At 53.6% G+C, this 24,871-nt stretch carries 23 protein-coding genes; 10 read left to right on the top strand and 13 right to left on the bottom strand.

Annotated elements, in window-relative coordinates; translation table 11 throughout:
* Positions 1 to 5 precede the first annotated feature (5 nt).
* Positions 6 to 800: a DUF2950 family protein gene (locus tag HV041_RS16235; RefSeq protein WP_121584208.1), complete on the bottom strand. Its 795-nt coding sequence runs from the start codon at positions 798 to 800 to the stop codon at positions 6 to 8.
* Between the two features lie 9 nt (positions 801 to 809).
* A complete protein-coding gene (locus HV041_RS16230; RefSeq protein ID WP_121584209.1) occupies positions 810 to 2,447 on the bottom strand; it encodes a DUF3300 domain-containing protein in 1,638 nt (545 codons plus the stop codon).
* Between the two features lie 404 nt (positions 2,448 to 2,851).
* Here HV041_RS16230 and acnB point away from each other — a divergent pair, with 404 nt between their 5' ends.
* Together acnB and yacL are read left to right on the top strand one after the other, a co-directional pair.
* Positions 2,852 to 5,449, top strand: a complete 2,598-nt coding sequence (gene acnB / locus HV041_RS16225) for a bifunctional aconitate hydratase 2/2-methylisocitrate dehydratase (RefSeq protein ID WP_121584210.1) — start codon at positions 2,852 to 2,854, stop codon at positions 5,447 to 5,449.
* A 174-nt stretch (positions 5,450 to 5,623) separates the two neighbouring features.
* Positions 5,624 to 5,986 (top strand): protein YacL, encoded by a 363-nt coding sequence (gene yacL / locus HV041_RS16220; RefSeq protein WP_048212673.1) that lies wholly within the window; start codon positions 5,624 to 5,626, stop codon positions 5,984 to 5,986.
* A 106-nt stretch (positions 5,987 to 6,092) separates the two neighbouring features.
* Here the strand turns inward: yacL and HV041_RS16215 are convergent, their stop codons facing one another.
* On the bottom strand, positions 6,093 to 6,440 hold the full coding sequence (locus HV041_RS16215; RefSeq protein ID WP_003018667.1) for a YacC family pilotin-like protein: 348 nt from the start codon (positions 6,438 to 6,440) through the stop codon (positions 6,093 to 6,095).
* 153 nt (positions 6,441 to 6,593) lie between these two features.
* On the opposite strand from HV041_RS16215, the gene cueO reads away from it, so the two are divergent.
* The 3 genes from cueO to hpt all read left to right on the top strand — a co-directional run bounded on the left by cueO (position 6,594) and on the right by hpt (position 10,838).
* Positions 6,594 to 8,213 (top strand): multicopper oxidase CueO, encoded by a 1,620-nt coding sequence (cueO, locus tag HV041_RS16210; protein WP_121584211.1) that lies wholly within the window; start codon positions 6,594 to 6,596, stop codon positions 8,211 to 8,213.
* Between the two features lie 154 nt (positions 8,214 to 8,367).
* Complete coding sequence (locus HV041_RS16205; protein WP_121584212.1) at positions 8,368 to 10,023, top strand: methyl-accepting chemotaxis protein; 1,656 nt, start codon at positions 8,368 to 8,370, stop codon at positions 10,021 to 10,023.
* A 278-nt stretch (positions 10,024 to 10,301) separates the two neighbouring features.
* A complete protein-coding gene (gene hpt / locus HV041_RS16200) occupies positions 10,302 to 10,838 on the top strand; it encodes a hypoxanthine phosphoribosyltransferase (RefSeq protein ID WP_003018658.1) in 537 nt (178 codons plus the stop codon).
* A 93-nt stretch (positions 10,839 to 10,931) separates the two neighbouring features.
* Here the strand turns inward: hpt and can are convergent, their stop codons facing one another.
* On the bottom strand, positions 10,932 to 11,594 hold the full coding sequence (gene can / locus HV041_RS16195) for a carbonate dehydratase (protein ID WP_008786227.1): 663 nt from the start codon (positions 11,592 to 11,594) through the stop codon (positions 10,932 to 10,934).
* A gap of 108 nt (positions 11,595 to 11,702) precedes the next feature.
* Here can and HV041_RS16190 point away from each other — a divergent pair, with 108 nt between their 5' ends.
* From HV041_RS16190 to HV041_RS16175, 4 genes are all read left to right on the top strand, one after another.
* Complete coding sequence (locus HV041_RS16190) at positions 11,703 to 12,629, top strand: ABC transporter ATP-binding protein (protein WP_048212670.1); 927 nt, start codon at positions 11,703 to 11,705, stop codon at positions 12,627 to 12,629.
* Positions 12,626 to 13,396: an ABC transporter permease gene (locus HV041_RS16185; protein ID WP_003829467.1), complete on the top strand. Its 771-nt coding sequence runs from the start codon at positions 12,626 to 12,628 to the stop codon at positions 13,394 to 13,396. Before HV041_RS16190 ends, HV041_RS16185 begins: the two co-directional genes overlap by 4 nt.
* 101 nt (positions 13,397 to 13,497) lie before the next feature.
* The gene (locus HV041_RS16180; protein WP_048212669.1) at positions 13,498 to 13,938 is read left to right on the top strand and encodes a PTS sugar transporter subunit IIA; all 441 of its coding nucleotides are present in this window, start codon (positions 13,498 to 13,500) and stop codon (positions 13,936 to 13,938) included.
* A 61-nt stretch (positions 13,939 to 13,999) separates the two neighbouring features.
* Positions 14,000 to 15,229 carry a polysaccharide deacetylase family protein gene (locus HV041_RS16175; RefSeq protein WP_121584213.1) on the top strand — a complete coding sequence of 410 codons (1,230 nt, stop codon included), beginning with the start codon at positions 14,000 to 14,002 and terminating at the stop codon, positions 15,227 to 15,229.
* 5 nt (positions 15,230 to 15,234) lie between these two features.
* Here the strand turns inward: HV041_RS16175 and panD are convergent, their stop codons facing one another.
* From panD to thpR, 9 genes are all read right to left on the bottom strand, one after another.
* Positions 15,235 to 15,615, bottom strand: a complete 381-nt coding sequence (gene panD, locus HV041_RS16170; RefSeq protein WP_000621526.1) for an aspartate 1-decarboxylase — start codon at positions 15,613 to 15,615, stop codon at positions 15,235 to 15,237.
* 94 nt (positions 15,616 to 15,709) lie between these two features.
* The gene (gene panC, locus HV041_RS16165; RefSeq protein WP_061067264.1) at positions 15,710 to 16,564 is read right to left on the bottom strand and encodes a pantoate--beta-alanine ligase; all 855 of its coding nucleotides are present in this window, start codon (positions 16,562 to 16,564) and stop codon (positions 15,710 to 15,712) included.
* A gap of 9 nt (positions 16,565 to 16,573) precedes the next feature.
* Positions 16,574 to 17,365 carry a 3-methyl-2-oxobutanoate hydroxymethyltransferase gene (panB, locus tag HV041_RS16160; protein WP_048212666.1) on the bottom strand — a complete coding sequence of 264 codons (792 nt, stop codon included), beginning with the start codon at positions 17,363 to 17,365 and terminating at the stop codon, positions 16,574 to 16,576.
* A gap of 120 nt (positions 17,366 to 17,485) precedes the next feature.
* Positions 17,486 to 17,965 (bottom strand): 2-amino-4-hydroxy-6-hydroxymethyldihydropteridine diphosphokinase, encoded by a 480-nt coding sequence (folK, locus tag HV041_RS16155; RefSeq protein WP_048212665.1) that lies wholly within the window; start codon positions 17,963 to 17,965, stop codon positions 17,486 to 17,488.
* Positions 17,962 to 19,356 carry a polynucleotide adenylyltransferase PcnB gene (pcnB, locus tag HV041_RS16150; RefSeq protein ID WP_220471089.1) on the bottom strand — a complete coding sequence of 465 codons (1,395 nt, stop codon included), beginning with the start codon at positions 19,354 to 19,356 and terminating at the stop codon, positions 17,962 to 17,964. Before pcnB ends, folK begins: the two co-directional genes overlap by 4 nt.
* 71 nt (positions 19,357 to 19,427) lie before the next feature.
* Positions 19,428 to 20,324, bottom strand: coding sequence for a tRNA glutamyl-Q(34) synthetase GluQRS (gluQRS, locus tag HV041_RS16145; protein ID WP_121584215.1), 897 nt, complete (start codon positions 20,322 to 20,324; stop codon positions 19,428 to 19,430).
* Positions 20,325 to 20,420: 96 nt separating this feature from the next.
* Positions 20,421 to 20,876 (bottom strand): RNA polymerase-binding protein DksA, encoded by a 456-nt coding sequence (dksA, locus tag HV041_RS16140; protein ID WP_003829221.1) that lies wholly within the window; start codon positions 20,874 to 20,876, stop codon positions 20,421 to 20,423.
* Positions 20,877 to 21,053: 177 nt separating this feature from the next.
* Positions 21,054 to 21,758: a DNA/RNA nuclease SfsA gene (sfsA, locus tag HV041_RS16135; RefSeq protein ID WP_061067266.1), complete on the bottom strand. Its 705-nt coding sequence runs from the start codon at positions 21,756 to 21,758 to the stop codon at positions 21,054 to 21,056.
* 15 nt (positions 21,759 to 21,773) lie between these two features.
* Positions 21,774 to 22,304: an RNA 2',3'-cyclic phosphodiesterase gene (gene thpR, locus HV041_RS16130; RefSeq protein ID WP_048212662.1), complete on the bottom strand. Its 531-nt coding sequence runs from the start codon at positions 22,302 to 22,304 to the stop codon at positions 21,774 to 21,776.
* Between the two features lie 73 nt (positions 22,305 to 22,377).
* Between thpR and hrpB the strand changes: the two genes are divergently transcribed.
* Positions 22,378 to 24,807, top strand: coding sequence for an ATP-dependent helicase HrpB (gene hrpB / locus HV041_RS16125; RefSeq protein ID WP_121584216.1), 2,430 nt, complete (start codon positions 22,378 to 22,380; stop codon positions 24,805 to 24,807).
* Positions 24,808 to 24,871 lie beyond the last annotated feature (64 nt).

Below are 24,871 nucleotides of genomic sequence, written 5' to 3'. Positions count from 1 at the left end.
GCTGTTCAGGGCGCTACGGGATGCCAGGTTTTTTCAGGGCTGTACTCAGTCATCGCCTGTGCTTTCTGTTGTGATGCTTCGCCAAGGTTGGCCTGATAAACATTGTCATCGCCGCTAATCATAAAGCTCATCACTCCGGTGTGACCGTAGCTAATCGGCCATGCAATCATGGCGAAACCACTGGCTTTGTCCGGCAGTATGCGGAAACGATAACCGTGATAACCCGTGCCGGGTTCTTGTGGGCTGAAGGCGGGTCCCAGAGGGCTTGGCGCTTCGCCTGGTGTGACGGGCCAGTAAAGCCCATCTTTTTTACCTTCGCTACTGACAATTTTTTGCGCATACGATTTGTTCAGCGCGTAATAGCTTTGCTGCGCGTCAACGTAGGCGTGCAGCGCTTCGATGGCTGAAAGCTCGTTGCGACCGATCGTTCGAGTGAGGATCTCCTCCTGGGCTTCGGTCATATCGAACGCCCAGCCTTTGCTGGTTTTCACCATCGGTATGGGTAACTGCCAGTCATCTTGCCCTACGTTGAGATGCGCCATATTGCCCTGCAGCACAATGTGATGGCTCACCTTCCAGTCGCGATTAAAGCGTGCCACTGCTTCCGGATCGGCCCCTTCTGGTGGCAAAAAATGTCGCCAGTTTTCACCCAGTAGCGCCGTGAGCTGCTTTTCATTTTGCTGCGTCACCGCAGCGGCAAATGCCCTTGCCGCGTCTTCGGGGGAGGTGAACGCCTGTTGCGCATAGCTCACCAGCGGCAAGGAGAGCAACAGGGCGCTTAACATAATTTTTTTCATCATCGGCTCCGGTTAACGACGGCGAAATTCGTGGTGCTCAGAAAAATTTTCACGTGCCGCAGCGCGCTGCCCGCTGTTGAGGTTGCCCGCGCGACGGCTTTCCTGCCCACGCAGTTGCTGGGACTGCCACGACGGTGAGCGACTGTCATTCCCGCTGAAGACGTTTGAATGCGTATTCTGACGGGAGGCCAGACGTTGTTGCGAGTTGGATGATTCAACGCGTTGGCGAGCGGTTTCCCTTTGCTGCTGTGAAACCGGATGCTGCTGAGCTTTTGACTTCAGTTCAGAGCGGTGCTGCTGTTGCGTAGTGGATTTATTCAGCGTCTTCTGTGCTGCTTCACGACGGCTGTTGTTTTGTGTTTCGTCATAGCCACGATAGTTATTGCGCTGGGCAATTTGATTTAGCTGTGAAGAGGCTGCTTTGCGTTGAGCATCCCGCGATGTCTGACCCGACAAGTTTGCCGGGGAGGTCTGGCTACGCTGTTGGAACTGCGTCATTGCGGCCTGACGCTGGCTGTCTCGTGTGGCAGTGGTGGTCGGTGTATGTTGAGTGGCGCTTAATCCCCCGCTAACGTTGGTCTGATGAAAACGTTGTGCGACCGCGTCGTTCTGGTAAGGCACGCCGTTACGGTACGCAGGGTTGTGCTGCCAGGCAATGTTTTGCCCTTTAAGGTTTTGTCCGGATATATGGTTGAAATTGTTAACATCAATATTGATGTTATCTCCGTTGTGCTGGTAGCCATTACCGCCGTGAGGGGCGTCATGGTCATGATAGTCATCATCATGGTGATGGTCGTCGTCATCCCAGTCGATGTTACTGAACAGTGCATACGTCGTCGCAACGCCCAGGCTATAGCCGAAACCTTTGACGAAGCTATCGGCAAACTGCTCGCCCGGAGGGGGCGGCAGATAGACAGGGGGGTAGGCGGTATTAGGCCAACTGCCGTAAACAACGGTTGGATTGTAGTTCGGCACATATACCACCTGTGGATCGGTCGGCTCAATTTTGATAACCGTCGAGGTGGGCGCGCTGCTGGTCACTTTCGTCGTTGATGATGACGGCGTCTGAATCACGGTTGTTTTCTGGGTGTTCGTGACCGTTTGCTGCGGAGTGGATTTTAGCGAGCCTGTTTGCTGAGCCAGCAAACGCAGGCGCTGTACGGCATCCATCACGTCCTGTGGTTGTGCCAGAAACGCATTCCCCAGGTTTTGTACCCAGTCAGGGTTTTCGCCCATCAAGGCCATCAATTGCGGAAATGCCACCAGCGACTTCACGCTGGGGTCCCATGACTGGCCGGACACTGCCTGAATGGCGGCGTCACCTTGCAGTGTCGGATTATCACGAGACCACTGAACCGCCTGCACCACGTTCGATGGATATGTTGAGGCCATCAGCACCTGAGACAGCAACGGGTCAGGGTAGAGCGCAACAGGGGCAACCCACTGATCGAGTTGAGCTGTGGTATACGTTGTTGGCGCCACCGGGGCTACTGCGGGAGCCGCCGCAACGGTCGGTTGAGGCGCTGCTGCCGGGGCAGGCTGAGAGGGGGCTTCTGGTGTGCGGCTGTTTACATACAGCACGCCCGCACCGACAAATAACCCTGCACTGCACGCCAGAGCAATGATATGGGGCTTAAAGGGCAACGTCATTTTATCTCTCCCGACTCATTAAGAATCGTCATAGTCATTATGCCTGCCGCCAGTGGGTGCAGTGTTCCGTGAGTATAAAGAGACAATAGTTTAATTTTTGACGAATCTTGGGATCGTTAACGCAAGTTTATTACCAGGGAGCTAAATAATGTGACTAAACATTGCGGGCGAAATTATCATTCCCCTTCTGCCATGACGAAGAGCGTTAGACCATCCTTAACGATTCAGCCAATTTTTTATGTTGCTTTTTTGTAAACAGATTAACACCCAACGAAAATCCTGTTATTGTGCCTTTTGCGGTACCGGGCATTTACCCTACTAACTGCTGTCTCACAGGAGCGTGAAGAGAATCGCCCATATACAAAAGCGCCGCATTATGACAATGAGAGCGAGGAGATATCGTCGTGCTAGAAGAATACCGTAAGCACGTAGCTGAGCGTGCTGCCCAGGGGATTGTGCCGAAACCCTTAGACGCAACCCAAATGGCTGCACTTGTCGAGCTGCTGAAGACCCCGCCTGTGGGCGAAGAAGAATTCCTGTTAGACCTGTTGATTAACCGCGTTCCCCCTGGTGTAGATGAAGCCGCTTACGTTAAAGCCGGTTTTCTCGCCGCTGTCGCTAAAGGTGACACTACCTCTCCGTTGATCACGCCAGAAAAAGCCATTGAACTGCTGGGCACCATGCAGGGTGGTTACAACATTCATCCGCTGATCGACGCGCTGGATGATGCCAAACTGGCGCCGATTGCCGCCAAAGCGCTCTCTTCAACGCTGCTGATGTTCGATAACTTCTACGATGTGGAAGAAAAAGCCAAAGCGGGCAACGAATATGCGAAGCAGGTCATGCAGTCCTGGGCTGATGCCGAATGGTTCCTCAACCGTCCGGCTCTGGCTGAAAAAATCACCGTTACCGTCTTTAAAGTGACCGGTGAAACCAACACCGATGACCTCTCTCCGGCACCGGACGCATGGTCCCGCCCGGATATCCCGCTGCACGCGCTGGCGATGCTGAAAAACGCCCGCGAAGGTATCGAACCGGATCAGCCGGGCGTGGTAGGCCCAATCAAACAGATCGAAGAACTGCAGAAAAAAGGTTACCCGCTGGCCTATGTGGGTGACGTTGTCGGTACTGGTTCTTCGCGTAAATCTGCGACCAACTCCGTGCTGTGGTTTATGGGTGATGATATTCCTCATGTACCGAACAAGCGCGGTGGTGGCTTGTGTCTGGGTGGCAAAATTGCACCTATTTTCTTCAACACTATGGAAGATGCGGGCGCGCTGCCAATTGAAGTGGACGTAAGCAACCTGAACATGGGCGACGTGATTGACGTTTACCCGTTCAAGGGCGAAGTGCGTAACCACGAAACCAACGAACTGCTGGCTACCTTCGAACTGAAAACCGATGTGCTGGTTGACGAAGTACGTGCCGGTGGCCGTATTCCGCTGATTATCGGTCGTGGCCTGACCACCAAAGCGCGTGAAGCGCTGGGGCTGCCGCACAGCGATGTATTCCGTCAGGCGAAAGATGTAGCGGAAAGCAGCCGCGGCTTCTCTCTGGCACAGAAAATGGTTGGCCGCGCATGTGGCGTGACCGGCGTCCGTCCGGGGGCCTACTGCGAACCGAAGATGACTTCCGTCGGCTCTCAGGATACCACTGGCCCAATGACCCGCGATGAACTGAAAGACCTGGCGTGCCTGGGCTTCTCTTCTGACCTGGTGATGCAGTCGTTCTGTCATACCGCTGCGTATCCGAAACCTGTTGACGTGACCACCCACCATACTCTGCCTGACTTCATCATGAACCGTGGCGGCGTGTCGCTGCGTCCGGGCGACGGCGTTATCCACTCCTGGTTGAACCGTATGCTGCTGCCGGATACCGTAGGTACCGGTGGTGACTCTCATACCCGTTTCCCGATCGGTATCTCTTTCCCGGCGGGTTCTGGTCTGGTCGCGTTTGCGGCTGCGACCGGCGTGATGCCGCTGGATATGCCGGAATCTGTTCTGGTGCGTTTCAAAGGCAAAATGCAGCCGGGTATCACCCTGCGTGACCTGGTTCACGCCATTCCGCTGTATGCGATCAAACAAGGTCTGCTGACCGTTGAGAAGAAAGGCAAGAAAAACATCTTCTCTGGCCGCATTCTGGAAATTGAAGGTCTGCCGGATCTGAAAGTTGAGCAAGCATTTGAACTGACCGATGCATCCGCTGAGCGTTCCGCTGCGGGTTGTACCATCAAGCTGAACAAAGAGCCGATCGTTGAATACCTCAGCTCTAACATCGTTCTGCTGAAATGGATGATCGCCGAAGGTTACGGCGATCGCCGTACGCTGGAACGTCGTGTGCAGGGCATGGAAAAATGGCTGGCGGATCCGCAGTTGCTGAAAGCTGACGCTGACGCAGAATACGCGGCAGTGATCGACATCGATCTGGCGGATATCAAAGAGCCGATCCTGTGCGCGCCGAACGATCCGGATGACGCGCGTCTGCTGTCTGACGTGCAGGGCGAGAAGATCGACGAAGTGTTCATCGGTTCCTGCATGACCAACATCGGTCACTTCCGTGCGGCGGGTAAGCTGCTGGATGCGCATAAGGGCCAGTTACCGACCCGTCTGTGGGTGGCTCCACCAACGCGTATGGATGCGGCACAGCTCACCGAGGAAGGCTATTACAGCGTCTTTGGTAAGAGCGGGGCGCGTATTGAGATCCCAGGCTGTTCACTGTGCATGGGTAACCAGGCGCGCGTGGCGGACAACTCAACCGTGGTGTCGACTTCTACTCGTAACTTCCCGAACCGTTTAGGGACTGGGGCGAACGTCTACCTGGCTTCTGCGGAGCTGGCAGCGGTCGCGGCACTGATTGGCAAACTGCCAACGCCGGAAGAGTATCAGACCTATGTGGCACAGGTAGATAAAACGGCTGTCGACACCTACCGTTATCTGAACTTCGACCAGCTGTCTCAGTACACTGAGAAAGCGGAAGGTGTGATTTTCCAGACGGCGGTATAATTCGCTAGCGCATTTTGCGCAAAAACGCATCAATGCCCGGAGAGGTCAGCTTCTTCGGGCATTTTTATTTCTATTCCTTATACCCGCTACGCTTTTTTTCTGCCGCGCTGCTGCGATAATTACAGCAAGGTGCAGTGCGGTATTGGCGCACTGCCGGGAGCAGAGGAACACATTATGGATTACGAATTTCTGCGCGATATTACCGGAGTGGTAAAGGTGCGTATGTCCATGGGCCACGAAGTGGTGGGGCACTGGTTTAATGAAGAAGTGAAAGATAACCTGGCCTTACTTGATGAAGTGGAACAGGCGGCGCGTGCGGTAAAAGGCAGTGAACGTTCCTGGCAGCGAGCAGGGCATGAATACACGCTCTGGCTGGATGGCGAAGAGGTTATGGTTCGCGCCAATCAACTGGAGTTCACGGGCGATGAAATGGAAGAAGGAATGAATTACTACGACGAAGAGAGTTTATCTCTGTGCGGCGTTGAAGATTTCTTGCAGGTGGTTGCCGCGTATCGTGAATTTGTGCAACAGCGTTAATTCGCACTCGGCTCTGCCGGGGGACGCTGCGTTTACCCGGCATGGCGCAACGATGTCATTCCCGGTTCGTAGGCCCGATAAACGTAGCGCCATCGGGCACGGTGCCTTATTTAACGTAAGCCAACAGGCTTAAGGAGTCGCGCGCCAGCGCTTTGCATTTCTTTGCCGTAGGGATGCCGATACCGCTGAGATCGCGATAGCTGTCTTCACCGAGTGCTTTCATATTGAAGGTGTCGTAGTTACTGAGGTCCCACTGGTTCTGTTGAGCAAAAAAGACCAGTGCGCGACGTATCTGCCCGTTGGGCAAATTCTGGTATCCACAGTCATTTTTCAGAAAAACAAAAACTGCCGTTAAATCGGCCATATCTTCGGCTTCGGACTCACTCAGCGCATAGCTGTTTGCGCATACGGCCATCAGGCTGCCGAACAAAACTGTTCTGAAAAACGTCTTCATTGCTTCTACCACTGCATCACGGAAATTAAACGTTAGCATACTGCGAGCGAAGCGACGACCTTTATTATCAGCCGTTCACTTGACCTTCCCGTAGGGGGAGGGCTTATGCTTAAAAGATAGCCTGCTTAAGCTGCTGAATATAAGGAAATGAATATGCAACGTCGTGACTTTTTAAAGTATTCCGTGGCGCTGGGCGTCGCGTCAGCTTTACCTTTGTGGAGCCGCACCGCTTTTGCGACTGACCGTCCTGCGTTACCCATTCCAGACCTGTTAACTGCGGATGCTTCTAATCGCATACAACTGATTGTGAAAGCCGGGCAGTCGACGTTTGCGGGGAAAACCGCCACCACCTGGGGATATAACGGTAACCTGCTCGGACCCGCAGTAAAACTGAATACAGGTCAGGCGGTGAGCGTGGATATCCATAATCAGCTGGCCGAAGAGACGACGTTGCACTGGCATGGGCTGGAAATCCCTGGAGAAGTCGATGGCGGGCCGCAAGGTGTTATTCCGGCGGGCGGGAAGCGTTCAGTGACCTTTACCCCCGCGCAACGGGCTGCAACCTGTTGGTTCCATCCGCATCAACACGGGAAAACCGGACGTCAGGTTGCGATGGGCCTGGCTGGGTTGGTACTGATTGAAGATGACGAGATCCGCAAACTATTGCTACCGAAGCAGTGGGGTATCGACGATGTGCCGGTGATTATTCAGGACAAACAGTTTTCCGCTGACGGACAAATTAATTATCAGTTGGATATGATGACCGCCGCCGTCGGTTGGTTTGGCGATACGCTGCTAACCAATGGGGCGATTTACCCACAACATGCCGCGCCACGCGGCTGGTTGCGCCTGCGTCTGCTGAATGGCTGTAACGCACGCTCACTGAATATCGCGGCCAGCGATAACCGTCCCCTGTACGTGATTGCCAGTGATGGTGGATTGTTAGCTGAGCCGGTAAAAGTGACCGAACTACCGATGCTGATGGGTGAGCGTTTTGAAGTATTGGTGGATGTGAGCGACGGAAAAGCTTTCGATCTGGTCACATTGCCTGTCAGTCAGATGGGGATGGCGATCGCGCCATTTGATAAGCCACATCCGGTGATGCGCGTTCAGCCGCTGCTGATTACCGCCTCCGGCACGCTGCCGGATACGCTGACAGCTATGCCGGCGCTGCCGTCGCTTGATGGGGTGACGGTACGCAAACTGCAGTTGTCTATGGATCCGATGCTCGACATGATGGGCATGCAAATGCTGATGAAGAAATACGGCGGGCAGGCCATGGCAGGGATGGATCATGGGCAGATGATGGGCCATATGAATAACGACAATATGGGCCACGGAAACATGGATCATGACAATATGAACCACGGTGAGATGGGGAATATGCAGCATGGCGGCATGGGCAACATGAAGCAGGATGGCACATTCGATTTCCATAATGCCAACCGGATTAACGGGCTGGCGTTTGATATGAATATACCGATGTTTGCCGCGACGAAAGGCCAGCATGAACGCTGGGTCATTTCTGGTCAGGGCGACATGATGCTGCACCCGTTCCACATTCACGGCACGCAGTTCCGCATTTTGTCTGAAAATGGCAAAGCGCCTGCTGCGCACCGTACGGGATGGAAAGACACTGTGCGGGTAGAGGGCGGCGTCAGCGAGGTACTGGTGAAGTTTGACCACGATGCGCCGAAAGAACATGCCTATATGGCGCACTGCCATCTGCTGGAGCACGAAGACACCGGCATGATGCTCGGTTTTACGGTTTAAACAACGACGTCTCTGCGCTTGCCCGGCCTGCAGGATATTTCTTGTCGGCTGGGTAAGGCACATCCCCTGCATATTCTGCCATTGAACATAAAGTAATCGCCTTTGGGGCCGATAATCATCACATACCCAATGTGAGTTCAATGGATGAAAAAACGTGATTAAACATATTCGTGTTATTACCGGTATTCTGCTGGTTCTCGCCATTTTCTGTTTACTGCAGGCCGTTACGGGAAGCCTGTTTTACTCTGCGGTAAACAATGACAGGCATAATTTCCAGAACTCAGGCACCCTCAACGCTCAGCAAGAAAATCTGAGTGACAGCGTCAATACGTTGATTAAAACCCGTGTTACGGTGACGCGCGTCGCCATCCGCTTTTTAAAAAATCAGCGCGATCCCGCCTCGTTGGCCGCGATCAACACGCTGCTCAATACCGCCAGTGATTCAATGAAGAAGGCCGAAGGCTATTTCGCCCAGTATCAGGGATTACCGCAGGTGACAGGGCAAGATCCGCAGATCGCCAGTGAAATGGAAAAGCAGTATCGCCAGATGCACGAAGTGATGAAATTATCGATTGAGTATCTGCGAGCGAATAACTATCAGGCTTATGGCGATCTTGATGCCCAGAAAGCGCAGGATGAGATGGAAACGAGCTATGATCACTGGCGAAACGAGAATAATGCGCTGCTGCAGCATGCTGCTGCGGAGAATCAGCTCAGTTTTTCCCGTATGCAGTGGACACTGGGAGGCATCGTTCTGGTTGTGCTGATCGTTCTGGGCATGATCTGGAGCGGGTTGCAACACATCCTGCTTAAACCGCTGGCGCAGATTATGGAGCATATTCGCGTCATTACCGGTGGAGACTTAACCCATAAGCTCAATGTTGAAGGTCGCAACGAAATGGGCCGACTGGCGATGGGGTTGGAAGAGATGCAACAGTCGCTGATTTCGACAGTCACTGCCGTACGCAATAGCTCGGAGTCAATTCATACCGGGGCCGCTGAAATATCCTCGGGCAACAACGACCTTTCTTCGCGCACCGAGCAGCAGGCGGCCTCGCTTGAGGAAACGGCCGCCAGCATGGAGCAGTTGACCGCGACAGTGAAGCAGAATACGGACAATGCGAAACAGGCAACCCAATTGGCGAAAAACGCCTCTGATACTGCCGCTCGCGGTGGTCGTGTTGTTGATACCGTTGTGCATACGATGAGTGAAATAGCGGACAGCTCGCAGCAAATCGCGCAGATCACGAACGTTATCGACAGTATTGCCTTCCAGACCAACATTCTGGCGCTGAACGCCGCGGTAGAAGCGGCCAGAGCCGGAGAGCAGGGGCGCGGTTTTGCGGTTGTGGCAGGTGAAGTCCGGACTCTGGCAAGCCGTAGTGCCCAGGCAGCAAAAGAGATCAAAGCGCTGATTGATAATTCAACCCACTGTGTAGGCATGGGATCGCAGCAGGTTTCGGATGCCGGTAAAACCATGGCAGAAATTGTCGCGGCGGTGACCCGTGTGACCGATATCATGGGCGAAATTGCGTCTGCTTCTGAAGAGCAGAGTCGGGGGATTGAACAGGTTAGCCTCGCGGTTTCGCAGATGGACAGCGTGACCCAGCAAAACGCCGCGCTGGTGGAGGAGTCTGCGGCGGCGGCGGCCTCTCTGGAGCAACAGGCCGAGCAGTTGCGGCAGGCCGTTGCGGTATTTCGTATTACCCGCGAGAAGGCGGTGAGTGGGGCTCGAAAACCACTGCAGGACGCTCCGCGCCAGGATCGCGTTGTCTCTACTACCCAGGATCAACATTGGGAAACGTTCTGACCTGAAAAAGTCCGATTTTGCTCACGCTAAAAGCCGGGTTCGTTGCCCGGCTTTCGTGTATTCAGAGCGCGTTAAAATGCGTGCGCAGGCTCTCTGAGTAACTATCAGAGGAATGCGGTCTCTTTGCTGGTATACTTCATCCACTGAATTGTTTGTATGCTGTCGCAAGTTTTGTGGTTAGTGCGAGCCACCGTCTCTTTGGCGGTGTATCAAGGTAAGTGCTTTCTTTCGATTTGCATGATGTGTTAACTGATAAAAATCAGTGAGTTATTTCTTTTATGAAACATACTGTAGAAGTCATGATCCCGGAAGCGGAGATCAAAGCGCGTATTGCCGAACTGGGACGTCAGATTAACGAGCGTTACAAGGACAGCGGCAGTGATATGGTGCTGGTAGGCCTGTTACGCGGTTCATTTATGTTTATGGCTGACCTGTGCCGTGAAGTGCATGTCTCCCACGAAGTCGATTTCATGACCGCCTCCAGCTACGGCAGCGGAATGTCCACCACGCGTGATGTTAAAATCCTCAAAGACCTGGATGAAGACATTCGTGGCAAAGACGTGCTGATTGTTGAGGACATCATCGACTCCGGCAACACGCTCTCAAAAGTGCGTGAAATCCTGAGCCTGCGTGAACCTAAATCTCTGGCGATTTGTACGTTGCTGGATAAACCTTCTCGCCGTGAAGTGAACGTACCGGTCGAGTTTATCGGTTTTTCCATTCCAGATGAGTTCGTTGTTGGCTACGGCATTGACTATGCACAACGTTATCGCCATCTGCCGTATGTTGGCAAAGTGGTGTTGCTGGACGAGTAATGGGCTGGAGCGCCTGATGGCGCTTCGCTTATCAGGCCTACGGCGCTGATTTGTAGGCCGGGTAAGGCGTAACCGCCACCCGGCAATATCACCTTACTTATGGTTGCTGTGCTTCTGGCTGAGGTTCGACAACCCCTGTCGGTAGCGTTGCTCCAGTGTTTCGCGGCTGGTAGCCGTGACGTCCAGATCGCGCAGCAGACCATCATGAATACCGTAAGCCCAGCCGTGAATTGTCACTTTCTGACCGCGTTTCCAGGCTGAACGCATAATGGTTGAGTGGCCCAGGTTATAGACCTGCTCCATAACATTCAGTTCGCACAGGGTGTCCATGCGACGTTCCTGCGGCATTTCGCCCAGCAGTGAGCTGTGTTTAAACCAGATATCGCGGATATGCAGCAACCAGTTATCAATCAGCCCCTGTTCTTTATTTTCAATAGCCGCCTGGACGCCGCCGCAACCATAGTGGCCACAAATAATAATGTGTTCCACTTCCAGCACATCCACCGCATACTGAACCACTGAGAGACAGTTCAGGTCGGTGTGAATGACCAGATTAGCAACATTACGGTGAACAAACAGTTCACCCGGTTCAAGACCGGTTAAACGTTCAGCGGGAACGCGGCTATCGGAACATCCAATCCATAGAAAACGCGGATTCTGCGCATGCGTCAGCGTTTCAAAAAATCCGGGATCCTCTTCTATCAGCATCTTTGACCATAGTGCATTGTTGCTGATGAGTGTATCTATGTCTTTCATGGAGTTGTACAACCCGAAGCCAGATAAATTCGATGGGCTAATATAGGGTAACTCCGGCATTATTTAAACTATATATAAAATGTCAGAACGTAAGGTAAGTAAAAAAACATGACCATTGCTCTGGAACTTCAACAACTTAAAAAAACCTATCCCGGTGGCGTTCAGGCGTTGCGTGGCATAGATTTGCAAGTCGAAGCGGGTGATTTCTATGCGCTGCTAGGTCCCAATGGCGCGGGGAAGTCCACCACCATCGGTATTATCAGCTCGCTGGTGAATAAAACCTCCGGGCGGGTGAGCGTGTTCGGCTACGATCTCGATAAAGACACGGTTAACGCCAAGCGTCAGCTTGGGCTGGTGCCGCAGGAGTTCAACTTTAACCCGTTTGAAACCGTGCAGCAGATCGTGGTCAACCAGGCCGGTTACTACGGCGTAGAGTATAAAGAGGCGGTTAAACGCAGTGAAATTTATCTAAAACAACTCGACCTGTGGGAAAAACGTAACGAGCGTGCGCGCATGCTTTCCGGCGGGATGAAGCGCCGCCTGATGATTGCCCGTGCGCTGATGCACGAGCCAAAATTACTCATCCTTGATGAACCAACTGCCGGTGTTGATATTGAATTACGCCGCTCAATGTGGGGCTTTTTAAAGGATTTAAACGATAAAGGTACGACGATTATTCTAACCACCCACTACCTTGAAGAAGCGGAAATGCTGTGTCGCAATATCGGCATTATTCAGCACGGCGAGCTGGTGGAAAACACCTCGATGAAAAATCTGCTCTCTAAGCTCAAATCTGAGACGTTTATTCTCGATCTGGCGGCGAAAAGTCCGCTACCTAAGCTGGAAGGCTATCAATACCGCCTGGTTGATACCTCCACGCTGGAAGTTGAAGTTCTGCGCGAACAGGGGGTGAACAGCGTGTTCTCGCAGCTGAGCGCTCAGGGTATTCAGGTATTGAGTATGCGGAACAAGGCGAACCGGCTGGAAGAGCTGTTTGTTTCTCTGGTTCATGAAAAACAAGGAGATCGCGCATGATGCAGCTTTACTGGGTCGCGCTGAAAAGCATCTGGGCGAAAGAGATCCACCGCTTTATGCGTATCTGGGTGCAAACCCTGGTGCCGCCCGTTATCACCATGACGCTCTATTTTATTATCTTTGGTAATTTGATTGGCTCACGGATCGGTGAAATGCACGGTTTTAGCTACATGCAGTTTATCGTGCCGGGGCTTATCATGATGGCGGTGATTACCAACTCGTACGCTAATGTGGCGTCGTCGTTCTTTAGCGCCAAGTTTCAGCGCAACATTGAAGAACTGTTGGTTGCACCGGTACCGACGCACGTAATCATCGCCGGTTTTGTCGGCGGTGGCGTGGCTCGCGGTCTGTGTGTGGGCATTCTGGTCACTGCTATCTCACTGTTCTTCGTGCCGTTCCAGGTGCACTCCTGGGTCTTCGTGGCGCTGACGCTGGTGCTGACGGCGGTGCTGTTTTCGCTGGCGGGCTTGCTGAACGCGGTTTTCGCCAAAACCTTTGACGATATCAGTCTGATCCCGACCTTCGTGTTAACGCCGCTGACCTATCTGGGGGGCGTTTTCTACTCGTTAACGCTGTTACCGCCGTTCTGGCAGGGACTGTCGCACCTGAACCCGATTGTCTACATGATTAGCGGGTTCCGCTACGGTTTCCTCGGCATTCACGATGTGCCGCTGGTGACGACCTTCGGTGTGCTGGTGGTGTTTATCGCCGCGTTTTATTTACTGTGCTGGTATCTGATTCAGCGCGGGCGCGGACTGCGCAGCTAACCTCTTTTCCTCTCCCTGAACGGGAGAGGAAACTTTTGATGTTTATCACCCTTACATATTTATCACCCTGATAAACTACTTGCCTGCTAAGGAGGTAGGCGATGCTAGGTTGGGTAATTACCTGTCATGACGATAAGGCACAGGATATGCTGCAGCGTCTGGAAAAAAAGCACGGCCCTTTGGTCCAGTGTCAGGCGGTGAGTTTTTGGCGAGGTCTCAGCTCGAACATGCTAAGCCGTATGATGTGCCATGCCCTGCATGCCACAGACTCAGGCGAGGGCGTGATATTCCTGACCGATATGGCCGGGGCTGCGCCTTACCGCGTGGCTTCGTTAATGAGCCATAAACATCCCCAGTGTGAAGTCATTTCTGGTATCAGCTATTCATTACTTGAGCGAATGATTTCGTCGCGGGAATCAATGAGCAGTTCTGCGTTCCGCGATTGCATCGTTGCGCTTGGCGGGCCTGAAGTCTCCAGTCTCTGGCATCAGCAACAAAAAAATCCCCCCTTCGTGTTGAAGCATGATTTGTATGAGTATTAATCATTGGTATTGATGGCGCTTTTGCTACAATAGCCGGGGTTTCTCGCCTCGGTTATCTCATATGGTTATGCGCCTTCTGCTTGTTTTATTGCTCCTGTTCTCTGGCAGCGTTGCTGCGGCGTTGCCTGCTCGTTATATGCAAACGACCGAAGCGGCTGCCGTGTGGGCGCAGATTGGTAATAAGATGGTGACGGTCGGGAATATTCGCGCCGGGCAAATCCTCGCCGTTGAGCCCATTGCGGCAGATTATTACGAATTCCCCTTTGGCTTTGGTACCGGGTTTATCGATAAGGGACACCTGGAGCCTGTTCAGGGCCGGCAGAAGGTTGACGATGGTTTAGGCGACCTCAACAAGCCGCTCAGCAATCAAAGCCTGGTAACCTGGAAAGACACGCCCGTTTATAATGCTCCGGATGTCGGTAGCGCCCCGTTTGGCGTACTGGCGGACAACCTGCGCTATCCCATCATTAGTAAGCTCAAAGACCGACTTAATCAGACCTGGTTTCAGATCCGCATTGGTGGCAGGCTGGCCTATATCAGTGCGCTGGATGCGCAGGAAGACCACGGTATTCCCGTGTTGACCTACCATCATATTCTGCGTGATGAAGAGAATACCCGTTTTCGCCACACCTCCACGACGACTTCTGTGCGTGCGTTCAGTAACCAGATGGCCTGGCTCCAGGATCGTGGTTACACCACGTTGACGATGTATCAACTGGAAGGCTACGTGCAGAATAAAATGAACCTGCCTGCACGGGCGGTGGTGCTGACTTTTGATGATGGTCTCAAGTCGGTGAGTCGTTATGCTTATCCGATTCTGAAGCAGCACGGCATGAAGGCAACAGCGTTTATCATCTCCTCACGCATCAAGCGGCACCCGCAGAAGTGGGATCCGAAATCGCTGCAGTTTATGAGCATCTCTGAACTGAATGAGATCCGGGACGTGTTCGACTTCCAGTCGCACACCCATTTTTTACATCGGGTTGATGCGAATCGCCGGCCGATCCTGCTGAGTCGCAGCTATCACAATATTTTGTTCGATTTCGCCCGTTCGCGCCGGGCACTGTCCCAGTTTAACCCTCACGTCCTGTATCTTTCGTACCCGTTTGGCGGTTATAACGCCACGGCGGTAAAAGCAGCAGGCGACGCGGGATTCCACATGGCGGTCACCACGGTGAGAGGGAAGGTTAAGCCGGGAGATAATCCGTTCTTATTGAAAAGACTTTATATTTTAAGAACGGATTCGCTGGAGACGATGTCGCGGCTGATAAGCAACCAGCCGCAGGGGTAAGGCTATCAGGCAACCTGTACCGGAATAGCTTTCGCGGTACGCTTCATTTCGTTGTCGCCTTCAAAGTAAGCCACTTTCGGGCGCCATGTACGGGCTTCTTCATCAGACATGGTGACGAAGCTGGCGATAATCACAATGTCGCCAACCTCTGCACAATGCGCTGCCGCACCGTTCACCGAGATGATTCTGGAGCCGCGTTCAGCCGCAATTGCATAGGTTGAGAAACGTTTCCCATTCGTCACGTTCCAGATATCAATAGCTTCATTTTCCAGAATACCGGAGGCATCAAGGAAATCCTGGTCGATGGCGCAGGAGCCTTCATAGTGCAGGTCCGCCTGCGTGACTTTTACACGGTGGAGCTTGCCTTGCAGCATGGTGCGAATCATAACTTCTATACCCTGTCGTTTACCTTGGCTAAGCAGGTGCTACTGACCTGCTTTGAGAATTTTCAGGCAGTATTGCCTGATTTTTAACCCCTGTCTACTGGGCTAATGTAACGCTTTGATTATCGATCAGACGAGCCTGACCCAGCCAGGCGGCAACCAAAATCACTGCGCGTTTACTGCTTTCAGTCAGTTCAAGCAGCGTGTCGGCGTCGCGGATCTGAATGTCGTCGGCGCGGAAGCCTTTTTCATTCAGCTCGTGTTCAGCAATGGCGATAATCTCTTCCAGATCGCGTTCCCCAGCCTGTAATTTTTCGCCAATGCGGCTCATCACTTTGTACAAGCCAGGGGCGACTTTACGCTGCTCTGCCGTGAGATAGCCGTTACGCGAGCTTAGGGCTAAGCCGTCTTTGGCGCGAATAATCGGTACGCCGACGATCTCAATGTCATAACCCATATCCGCCACCATTTTGCGGATCAGCGCCAGTTGCTGGAAATCCTTCTCGCCAAAGCAGGCGATATCTGGCTGGATCAAATTAAACAGCTTGCTGACGATAGTGGAAACACCACGGAAGTGACCCGGACGGCTGGCGCCTTCAAGCATGGTAGACAGTCCCGGAACATCAACATAGGTATGACCTTCCGTGCCCTGCGGATAGATTTCTTTCTCTGATGGCGCAAAGACGATATCGACTTTGCGTTTGTTCAGCTTTTCGCAATCTTCCTGCAGCGTGCGTGGATAGCGCGCCAGGTCTTCCACACGGTCAAACTGCATTGGGTTGACAAAAATACTGACGATCACCACATCAGCCTGAGCCTTTGCTTCATCAACCAGCTTCATATGGCCGTCGTGCAGGTTGCCCATTGTCGGAACCAGCGCGACGCGTTTGCCTTCCTGACGCAGACGACGAATGTGCTGGCGCAGCAGCGGCAGAGTTTCAATAATTAACACTTGGACTCCTTAATGGAAACTGTGTTCTTCACCCGGATAGACGCCGGATTCAACCTCAGCAATATACTGCCGTACTGCGGCGCGCATGTCGCCCGCTTCAGCGAGGAAATTTTTGGCAAATTTAGGGATATGGCCGCCGGTAATGCCAAATGCATCGTGCATGACGAGGATTTGTCCATCAGTGACGTTACCTGCGCCAATACCAATAACCGGAATCGACAACGCATCGGTGACGCGCTTCGCCAGCTCAACCGGTACGCATTCCAGCACCAGCAACTGAGCGCCAGCCGCTTCCAGCGCCAGCGCGTCGTCGAGCAGCGTTTGCCCGGCATCACCACGGCCTTGCACCTTATAGCCACCATAAATGTTGACGGACTGCGGGGTCAGCCCCAGATGACCGCACACCGGGACCGCGCGTTCGGTGAGCATTTTCACCGTATCGACCAGCCACGCACCGCCTTCTACCTTGACCATGTTGGCGCCCGCACGCATAACCACCGCGGCATTTGCAAAGGTTTGTTCTGGCGTAGCGTAGGCCATAAACGGGAGATCGGAAAGCAGCAGGCAGTTGGGTGCCCCGCGACGCACGGCGCGGGTGTGGTAGGCGATATCTTCAACGGTGACGGGGAGGGTAGAATCATGGCCCTGAACGGTCATGCCCAGCGAGTCGCCAACCAGCATCACATTGATACCTTCGTCGGCAAAGAGTTTCGCGAAGCTGTAGTCGTAAGCCGTAATCGTCGCGAAGCGTTTCTTCTCTTGCTTGTATTTTTGCAGCAATGAGATTGTTGTCGGTTTCATAACATTTCCTGATGGTGAAAGTCATATTTAACGGCATTCTAGCAGTCACATTCAGGGGGGCAATTGATTTAAGCAATCGTTTGGCGCGAAAGCAGTAAACGCTAAAGGGAAAGGATTACTTTACCAGTGTGCAGGTTTTGCTGCACCGAGTTGGGCGAGGTGTTGATGTAGGCTGGTTCCGTCCGGGAAGCTCAGTTCAGGCGCAATTTCATACAGCGGCCACAGCATGAAGCCGCGGTTCTTCATGTCGTAGTGCGGCACGGTCAGACGTTCGGTGTTAATCACTTCATCGCCAAACAGCATGATGTCGAGGTCCAGCGTACGCGGGCCCCAGCGTTCAGCTTTACGTACGCGACCCTGCTGTAGCTCAATGCGTTGGGTGTGATTAAGCAGTTCTTCGGGCGCGAGAGTCGTTTCCAGCGCCACGGCCGCGTTCAGGTAGTCTGGCTGATCCTGTGGGCCTAACGGCGGCGTACGGTAAAACGAGGAAACGGCGACGATGCGGCTGTCGGGAATGTCGCCGATCGCTTGCACGGCAGCATTAACCTGCTCCAGAGGTGAGGCTAAATTGCTGCCGAGCGCAATATAAGCGAGGGTCACGCGGAACCTTCGCGACGTGGCGCACGTTTGCGCGGACGACGATGGCGGCGGCGTTCTGGTTCTTCGTCGAGTTCGTTCAACATGCCTTTTTGTTCCGGCGGCGCGGAAACCTGGAATTCGCCCCACCACTGCGCCAGACGCTGCAGTTCGGCGTTATTTTCCACTTCGGCACGCAGGGCCAACAAGTCGTAGGCAGCGCGGAATTTTGGATGCTCCATCAGCTTCCAGGCGCGTTTGCCCTGACGACGGGACATGCGTAACTGAAGCTGCCAGATATCACGGGTGAGCGACGTCAGACGCTTAGGAATAGCCAGCGAGCGGCAGGCTTCGTCCAGTACATCGTTCATCGCCAGTGCGAAAGCGTCGTAATAGGCCAGACCGCTTTCCTGTGCGATTTTCTGCGCTGCTTCCAGTAACGGGTACCAGAACATCGCCGCAAACAAGAATGCCGGATTCACGCGCATATCATTGTGGATACGGGTGTCGGTATTCTTTAGTACCTGGGCAATGATGCGTTCCATCGCGCTGTCACCGTCTTCGGTGAAACAGCGGGTGATGGTTGGGAACAGCGGCTGGAACAGGCTGTACTCACGCAGTTTTTTATAGGTTTCATACCCGTAGCCCGCCTGTAACAGTTTGAGCGCTTCTTCAAACAGGCGTGCGGGGGGAATATCGTTAAGCAGCGTTGCCAGACGTGGGATCGGCTCTGCGGTTTCCGGGCTGATACGCATGTCGAGTTTGGCGGCAAAGCGCACGGCACGCAGCATACGTACAGGATCTTCGCGGTAGCGCGTTTCCGGATTACCAATCAGGCGGATGACGCCATCCTCGAGATCCTGCATGCCTCCGACGTAATCACGCACGGTGAAATCGGCCACGCTGTAATACAGGCTGTTAATCGTGAAGTCGCGGCGCTGGGCATCTTCTTCGATGGAGCCGAAGATGTTGTCACGCAGCAGCATACCGTTTTGCCCGCGCTGTGACGTTGTGCGATCGGACTCACTGCCTTCATGGTGTCCACGAAAAGTCGCAACTTCGATAATTTCCGGGCCAAACATGACATGGGCCAGACGGAATCGACGCCCAACCAGGCGACAGTTACGAAACAGTTTTCGCACCTGATCTGGCGTTGCATTGGTGGTGACATCAAAATCTTTCGGCTTTTTGCCCAGCAAAAGATCGCGTACGCCACCGCCTACCAGCCATGCCTCGTATCCGGCCTTATTGAGCCTGTACATTACCTTCAGGGCATTTTCACTGATATCTTTGCGGGAGATAGAGTGCTGCTCACGCGGGATTACCGTCATATGCGGACGGGCGACGGCAAGCTCGGCCTCGCGCTCCTCACGGCTTAGCACCTTGCGGCAAAAATTAGCGACTCGGGTAAAAATAGTGCACCTCGGTAGTGTCAAACTTCAGTCAGAACAAGTGTTGCTGTGTAAAAATCGCGGCTAATCATAGCTCAGCATGAGTCATTTGAGAATGCCGGATTTACATTCACTGAACCCGGCACAGTCGTAAGCGTCCAATTTTGCACCGCAGTTTGCAGTAATTCTTCCACACTCAGCGCTTGCCACGGTATTACAGTGTTCTGGCCGAGGAAGCGCAACGCGTTAATGAGAACCGGGCGTGGATCGCCTTGCGGCAGGGCAGGCGCATGATTCTGTTTAGAAAGTTTAGCGCCTTGCTCGTTGAGCGCCAACGGCAGATGAATATAGTCCGGTACTTGCCAACCGAACTGTTGATACAACGAAATTTGGCGTACAGTCGGTTCGATGAGATCCGCGCCGCGTACAATCTCTGTTACTCCCTGGAAGTGGTCATCAACCACTACTGCAAGGTTATAAGCAAACAGTCCGTCGCGTCGGTGGATAATAAAGTCTTCCCGTGCAAGCTCTGGGTCGGTGTGAATATTGCCGCGCAGCAGGTCGTTAAAGTGTAAAACGGGATGCTGTTGCTTGATGCGTACCGCTGCATTTTCCGGCCCGTGGCGTAACGCACGGCAATGACCGTCGTAAATCCCGCCAATACTCTGAATACGGGCGCGTGTGCAGGTACAGTAGTAACTTAAATCTTGTTGTTGTAACCAGGACAGTGCCTCACGGTAGGCGTCATGGCGTTGCGACTGCCACATGATTTCGCCATCCCAGTGCAGCCCGTAATGTTCCAGCTGACGCAGAATCGTCTCTGCAGCACCGGGAACTTCACGAGGGGGATCGATATCTTCAATGCGCACCCGCCAGATTCCGCGCTGTGCACGGGCCTGCAAATAACTGCCGAGGGCGGCTACCAGGGAACCAAAATGCAGTTCACCGGAAGGTGAAGGGGCAAAACGGCCAATGTAGGGTTTGTCTGTCATGTCGATGGATAATATAAAAGAATAAGGCGGGAGAAACTCCCGCCCAGGTACTGTCGGATTAGCGTAATGCTACCCGGCATGCAACAGTCTACGGGATTAACCCGCCATCTGTTTTTCGCGAATTTCTGCCAGCGTTTTGCAGTCGATGCACAGATCGGCCGTTGGACGGGCTTCCAGACGACGAATACCAATTTCTACGCCGCATGATTCGCAGTAGCCGAAATCTTCGTCTTCTACTTTCTTCAGTGTCTTCTCGATCTTTTTGATCAGTTTGCGCTCACGGTCACGGTTACGCAGCTCAAGGCTGAATTCTTCTTCCTGTGCGGCACGGTCAACCGGATCAGGGAAGTTAGCCGCTTCGTCCTGCATATGAGTCACAGTGCGATCGACTTCATCCCTGAGTTGATTACGCCATGCTTCAAGAATACGCCTGAAGTGCGACAGCTGGGCTTCGTTCATATACTCTTCGCCCGGTTTCTCCTGGTACGGCTCCACCCCAGCGATGGCGAGAATACTCAGGGACGATGTTTTACGGTTTTGCCCTTCTTGCATGTTGCTTCTCCTTAACACGCACTATCGATCCCCATGTTCGGGGGAAAAATCAGGTCGCTATAAATAGCAGATGCTTTTCCGGATAGCAATTATCTATACGTAACACTTGACAACCCTGTGAGGAAAAGCGTATTTGCGCACGCGGCCAGAATATTAATTAACCCGTTGTTTACACCATTACAAGGCAATGGGCAACGGCTCTTTAAGAGTCATACCATGGGCAGAAAGTTCCGCTTTATAAACCAGAATTTCGACCCCCTTTAGCTGTGCTTCGACTAATAACTGCGCATATTTTGCATCGATATGGCGCGCGGGTGAAAACCGTGTAATGGCTGAATGTAGTACCGCGAAAAATATGACGGCACGTTTACCTTCAGCCGCTACGCTCATCAATTCCCGAAGATGTTTCTGACCTCGTTCAGTTATGGCATCGGGAAAATAACCATACTCTTTTTCCGCCAACGTGACTGATTTTACTTCAATATAGCAGTCAGTCCGGGAATCTGCCTGTAACAAAAAATCAATACGGCTGCCTTCTGCGCCGTATTTTACTTCACTTTTCAACACGCTGTAGCCAGAAAGCTCCGCAATGAGTTCATTCTGAATAGCCTCTTTCGTTAAGCGATTGGCCCATAGCGTGTTAACACAAATAAATGCATCAGATGCGGTTTGCGTTAATTCCCAGGTATGTGGATATTTCCGCTTAATATTTTCTGATGTTGAATACCAGACGGTATCACCCGGAGTTGCGCATCCGGTCATTGCTCCGGTATTTGGGCAGTGTAGCGTCAAGGTTGTGCCATCCGGTGTGATCACATCCGCTAAAAAACGTTTATAGCGCTGAATTAGCGTAGCGCGTTGTAAAGGGGGAGAAAATTGCATGAATAATACCCTTGATTATTTGCTCAGCACCCAGCGTTGCAAGGTTGAATAGCGAGTGCGTCCTCGCTCAAATGACGAGGCGTAAAGCGCAAACTCCGTAACCGGAAATGACCAGCAAAAACCGGGTGGCGGGATGGCGACTGCATGACTGGCATCGCGCAAGAGCGTGATATGCGGGTGAAAGGGCTGTGGGCTCTGGTAGCATCCGCTGCGTGCGGCCTGTGCTCGCAGCATATTGGCCAGTTGCAATAACCCGCGTGGCGGCTGACGCATTCCCAGCCACACAACCCGCGAACGCAGCCATTGCCCTGCATCGTCCAGCCTGAGCGTGAACGCCGGCTGGCGAATGCGTCCAGCCAGTTGTGATAGCGCCTGCTGTTTCTCGGCACTCACATTCCCTAAAAAAGCCAGCGTCAGGTGCAGATTGTCTGCGGCGACCGGACGGCCCGCCTCTGGCGGAAATTGTGCGGCTCGCCAGTGGATGAGCTGCTCCCGAACCTCAGCAGGCAATTCAATGGCAAAGAACAGCCGTTTCGGCTCAGACATGATGGATACTCGGTTATGAATTAACGCGATGCTACAATGCAGCGCGAAGAATGTTAACCCTCTGGAGTCATTTGTGACGTCGTTGCCCGTTGCCGCCATAGTGCCTGAACTGCTTACCGCCCTTGATGCTTCACCGCAGGTCCTGCTGACCGCGCCGACCGGTGCCGGGAAATCGACCTGGCTGCCGCTACAGCTTCTGGCGCATCAGGGGATATCGGGGCGCATTATCCTGCTGGAACCGCGTCGCCTGGCGGCTCGCAATGTGGCACAACGACTGGCGGAGTCGCTGAACGAAAAGCCCGGCGAAACCGTGGGCTATCGCATGCGTGCGCAAAGCTGCGTGGGGGCGCAGACCCGGCTGGAAGTGGTGACGGAAGGTGTGCTCACACGCATGATCCAACGTGATCCAGAATTGCAGGGCGTTGGTCTGGTGATCCTTGATGAATTTCACGAGCGCAGCCTGCAGGCGGATCTGGCACTGGCGCTGCTGTTGGACGTACAGCAAGGCTTGCGGGACGATTTAAAACTGCTGATTATGTCAGCCACACTGGACAACGGGCGTTTGCAGCAGCTGTTGTTTGAAGCGCCTACCCTTGTTTCCGAAGGACGTGCGTTTCCTGTTGAACGGCGCTACCAGCCGCTGGCGACGCATTTACGTTTTGATGAGGCGGTTGCCATTGCCACCGCGGAGTTGCTGCGTAACGAGAGTGGCTCGTTGCTGCTGTTTTTACCCGGTGTAGGGGAAATTCAGCGCGTGCAGGAACAGCTGGCAGGCCGCGTGGGTAGCGATATTCTGTTGTGTCCGCTGTACGGCGCATTGACGCTTGCCGAGCAGCGACAGGCCATTTTGCCCGCGCCACCGGGGCGACGTAAAGTCGTACTGGCAACCAATATTGCTGAAACCAGCTTAACGATTGAAGGCATCCGGCTGGTGGTGGACTGCGCCCAGGAGCGCGTGGCGCGTTATGACGCGCGCACCGGTTTAACGCGGTTGATTACCCAGCGCATCAGCCAGGCATCGATGACCCAGCGAGCCGGGCGTGCAGGTCGTCTGGAGCCCGGTATCTGTCTGCATCTGCTTGCCAAAGAGCAGGCGGAAAGAGCGGCGGCGCAAGGCGAGCCGGAAATCGTACAGAGCGATCTGTCCGGTCTGCTGATGGAACTGTTGCAATGGGGATGCACCGATCCTGCACAGTTGAACTGGCTGGATACGCCGCCCGCTATCAACCTGCAGGCGGCAAAACGGCTGTTACAGATGCTGGGTGCGTTGGAGGGCAACAGGCTAAGTGCCACGGGGCAGAAAATGGCGGCGTTGGGTAATGATCCCCGTTTAGCGGCTATGCTGGTTAGCACCAACAATGATAACGAAGCGGCAACGGCGGCGAAACTGGCCGCGATTCTGGAAGAGCCGCCGCGCGGCGGCAGTACCGATTTAGCCGTCGCATTTTCACGAAATCAGCCCGCCTGGCAACTGCGTAGCCAGCAGCTATTGAAGCGCCTGAATGTGCGGGGAGGCCAGCCCGATAGCGAACGGTTAGCACTTTTACTGGCGCAGGCGTTTGCCGACAGGATCGCGCGCCGTCGCGGGTTGGATGGACGTTATCAACTGGCCAACGGGATGGGGGCGATGCTGGATTCCGATGACGCCCTGGGGCGCCATGAGTGGTTGATTGCGCCGTTGTTATTGCAAGGAAGCGCGTCACCGGATGCGCGTATTTTGTTAGCGTTGCCGCTGGATATTGAAGCGTTGATGCAGACGTGTCCTGAACTGCTGCAACAGTCCGACACCATCGAATGGGATGAAGCCCAGGGAACGTTAAAAGCACTGCGCCTCACGCGGATAGGCCAGTTGACGCTAAAAGTGCAGCCGTTGGCTAAACCTTCGGAAGACGAGTTGCATCAGGCGATGCTGAATGGTATTCGCGATAAAGGGCTAAGTGTGCTCAACTGGACGCCGGAGGCTGAACAGTTTCGGCTGCGCCTGCATTGCGCGGCAAACTGGTTGCCGGAGTACGACTGGCCTGCGGTAGATGAGGATTCTCTTCTGGCGGCGCTGGAGAGCTGGCTATTGCCGCATATGAGCGGTGTGCACTCTTTACGCGCGCTCAAAGCATTAAATGTGGCTCAGGCATTGCGCGGTTTGCTGGACTGGTCAATGCTGCAACGTCTGGATAGTGAACTGCCTGCGCATTACACTGTGCCGACGGGAAGCCGGATAGCCATCCGCTATCACGAGGATAATCCCCCGGTGTTGGCGGTCAGGATGCAGGAAATGTTTGGCGAAGCGAATACGCCAACCATCGCCGGGGGGCGTGTGCCGTTGGTGCTGGAGCTGCTTTCTCCGGCCCAGCGACCGCTACAGGTCACCAGCGATCTGAGCGCATTCTGGAAAGGATCGTACCGTGAGGTACAAAAAGAGATGAAAGGGCGTTATCCCAAACACGTCTGGCCGGACGATCCGGCGAATACCGCGCCAACGCGGCGCACCAAAAAGTATTCATAAATTGAGAGATTTCTTCTTCTGTCGCCTGACGGAAGAACAGAGAATCGGGCCTTTGCGCCTGAAT

This window comes from Citrobacter sp. RHBSTW-00029 (assembly GCF_014104295.1).
Taxonomy (GTDB): domain Bacteria; phylum Pseudomonadota; class Gammaproteobacteria; order Enterobacterales; family Enterobacteriaceae; genus Citrobacter; species Citrobacter youngae.
The sequence above is the reverse complement of the archived record's forward strand: the minus strand, read 5'-3'. Positions and strand labels throughout refer to the sequence as shown.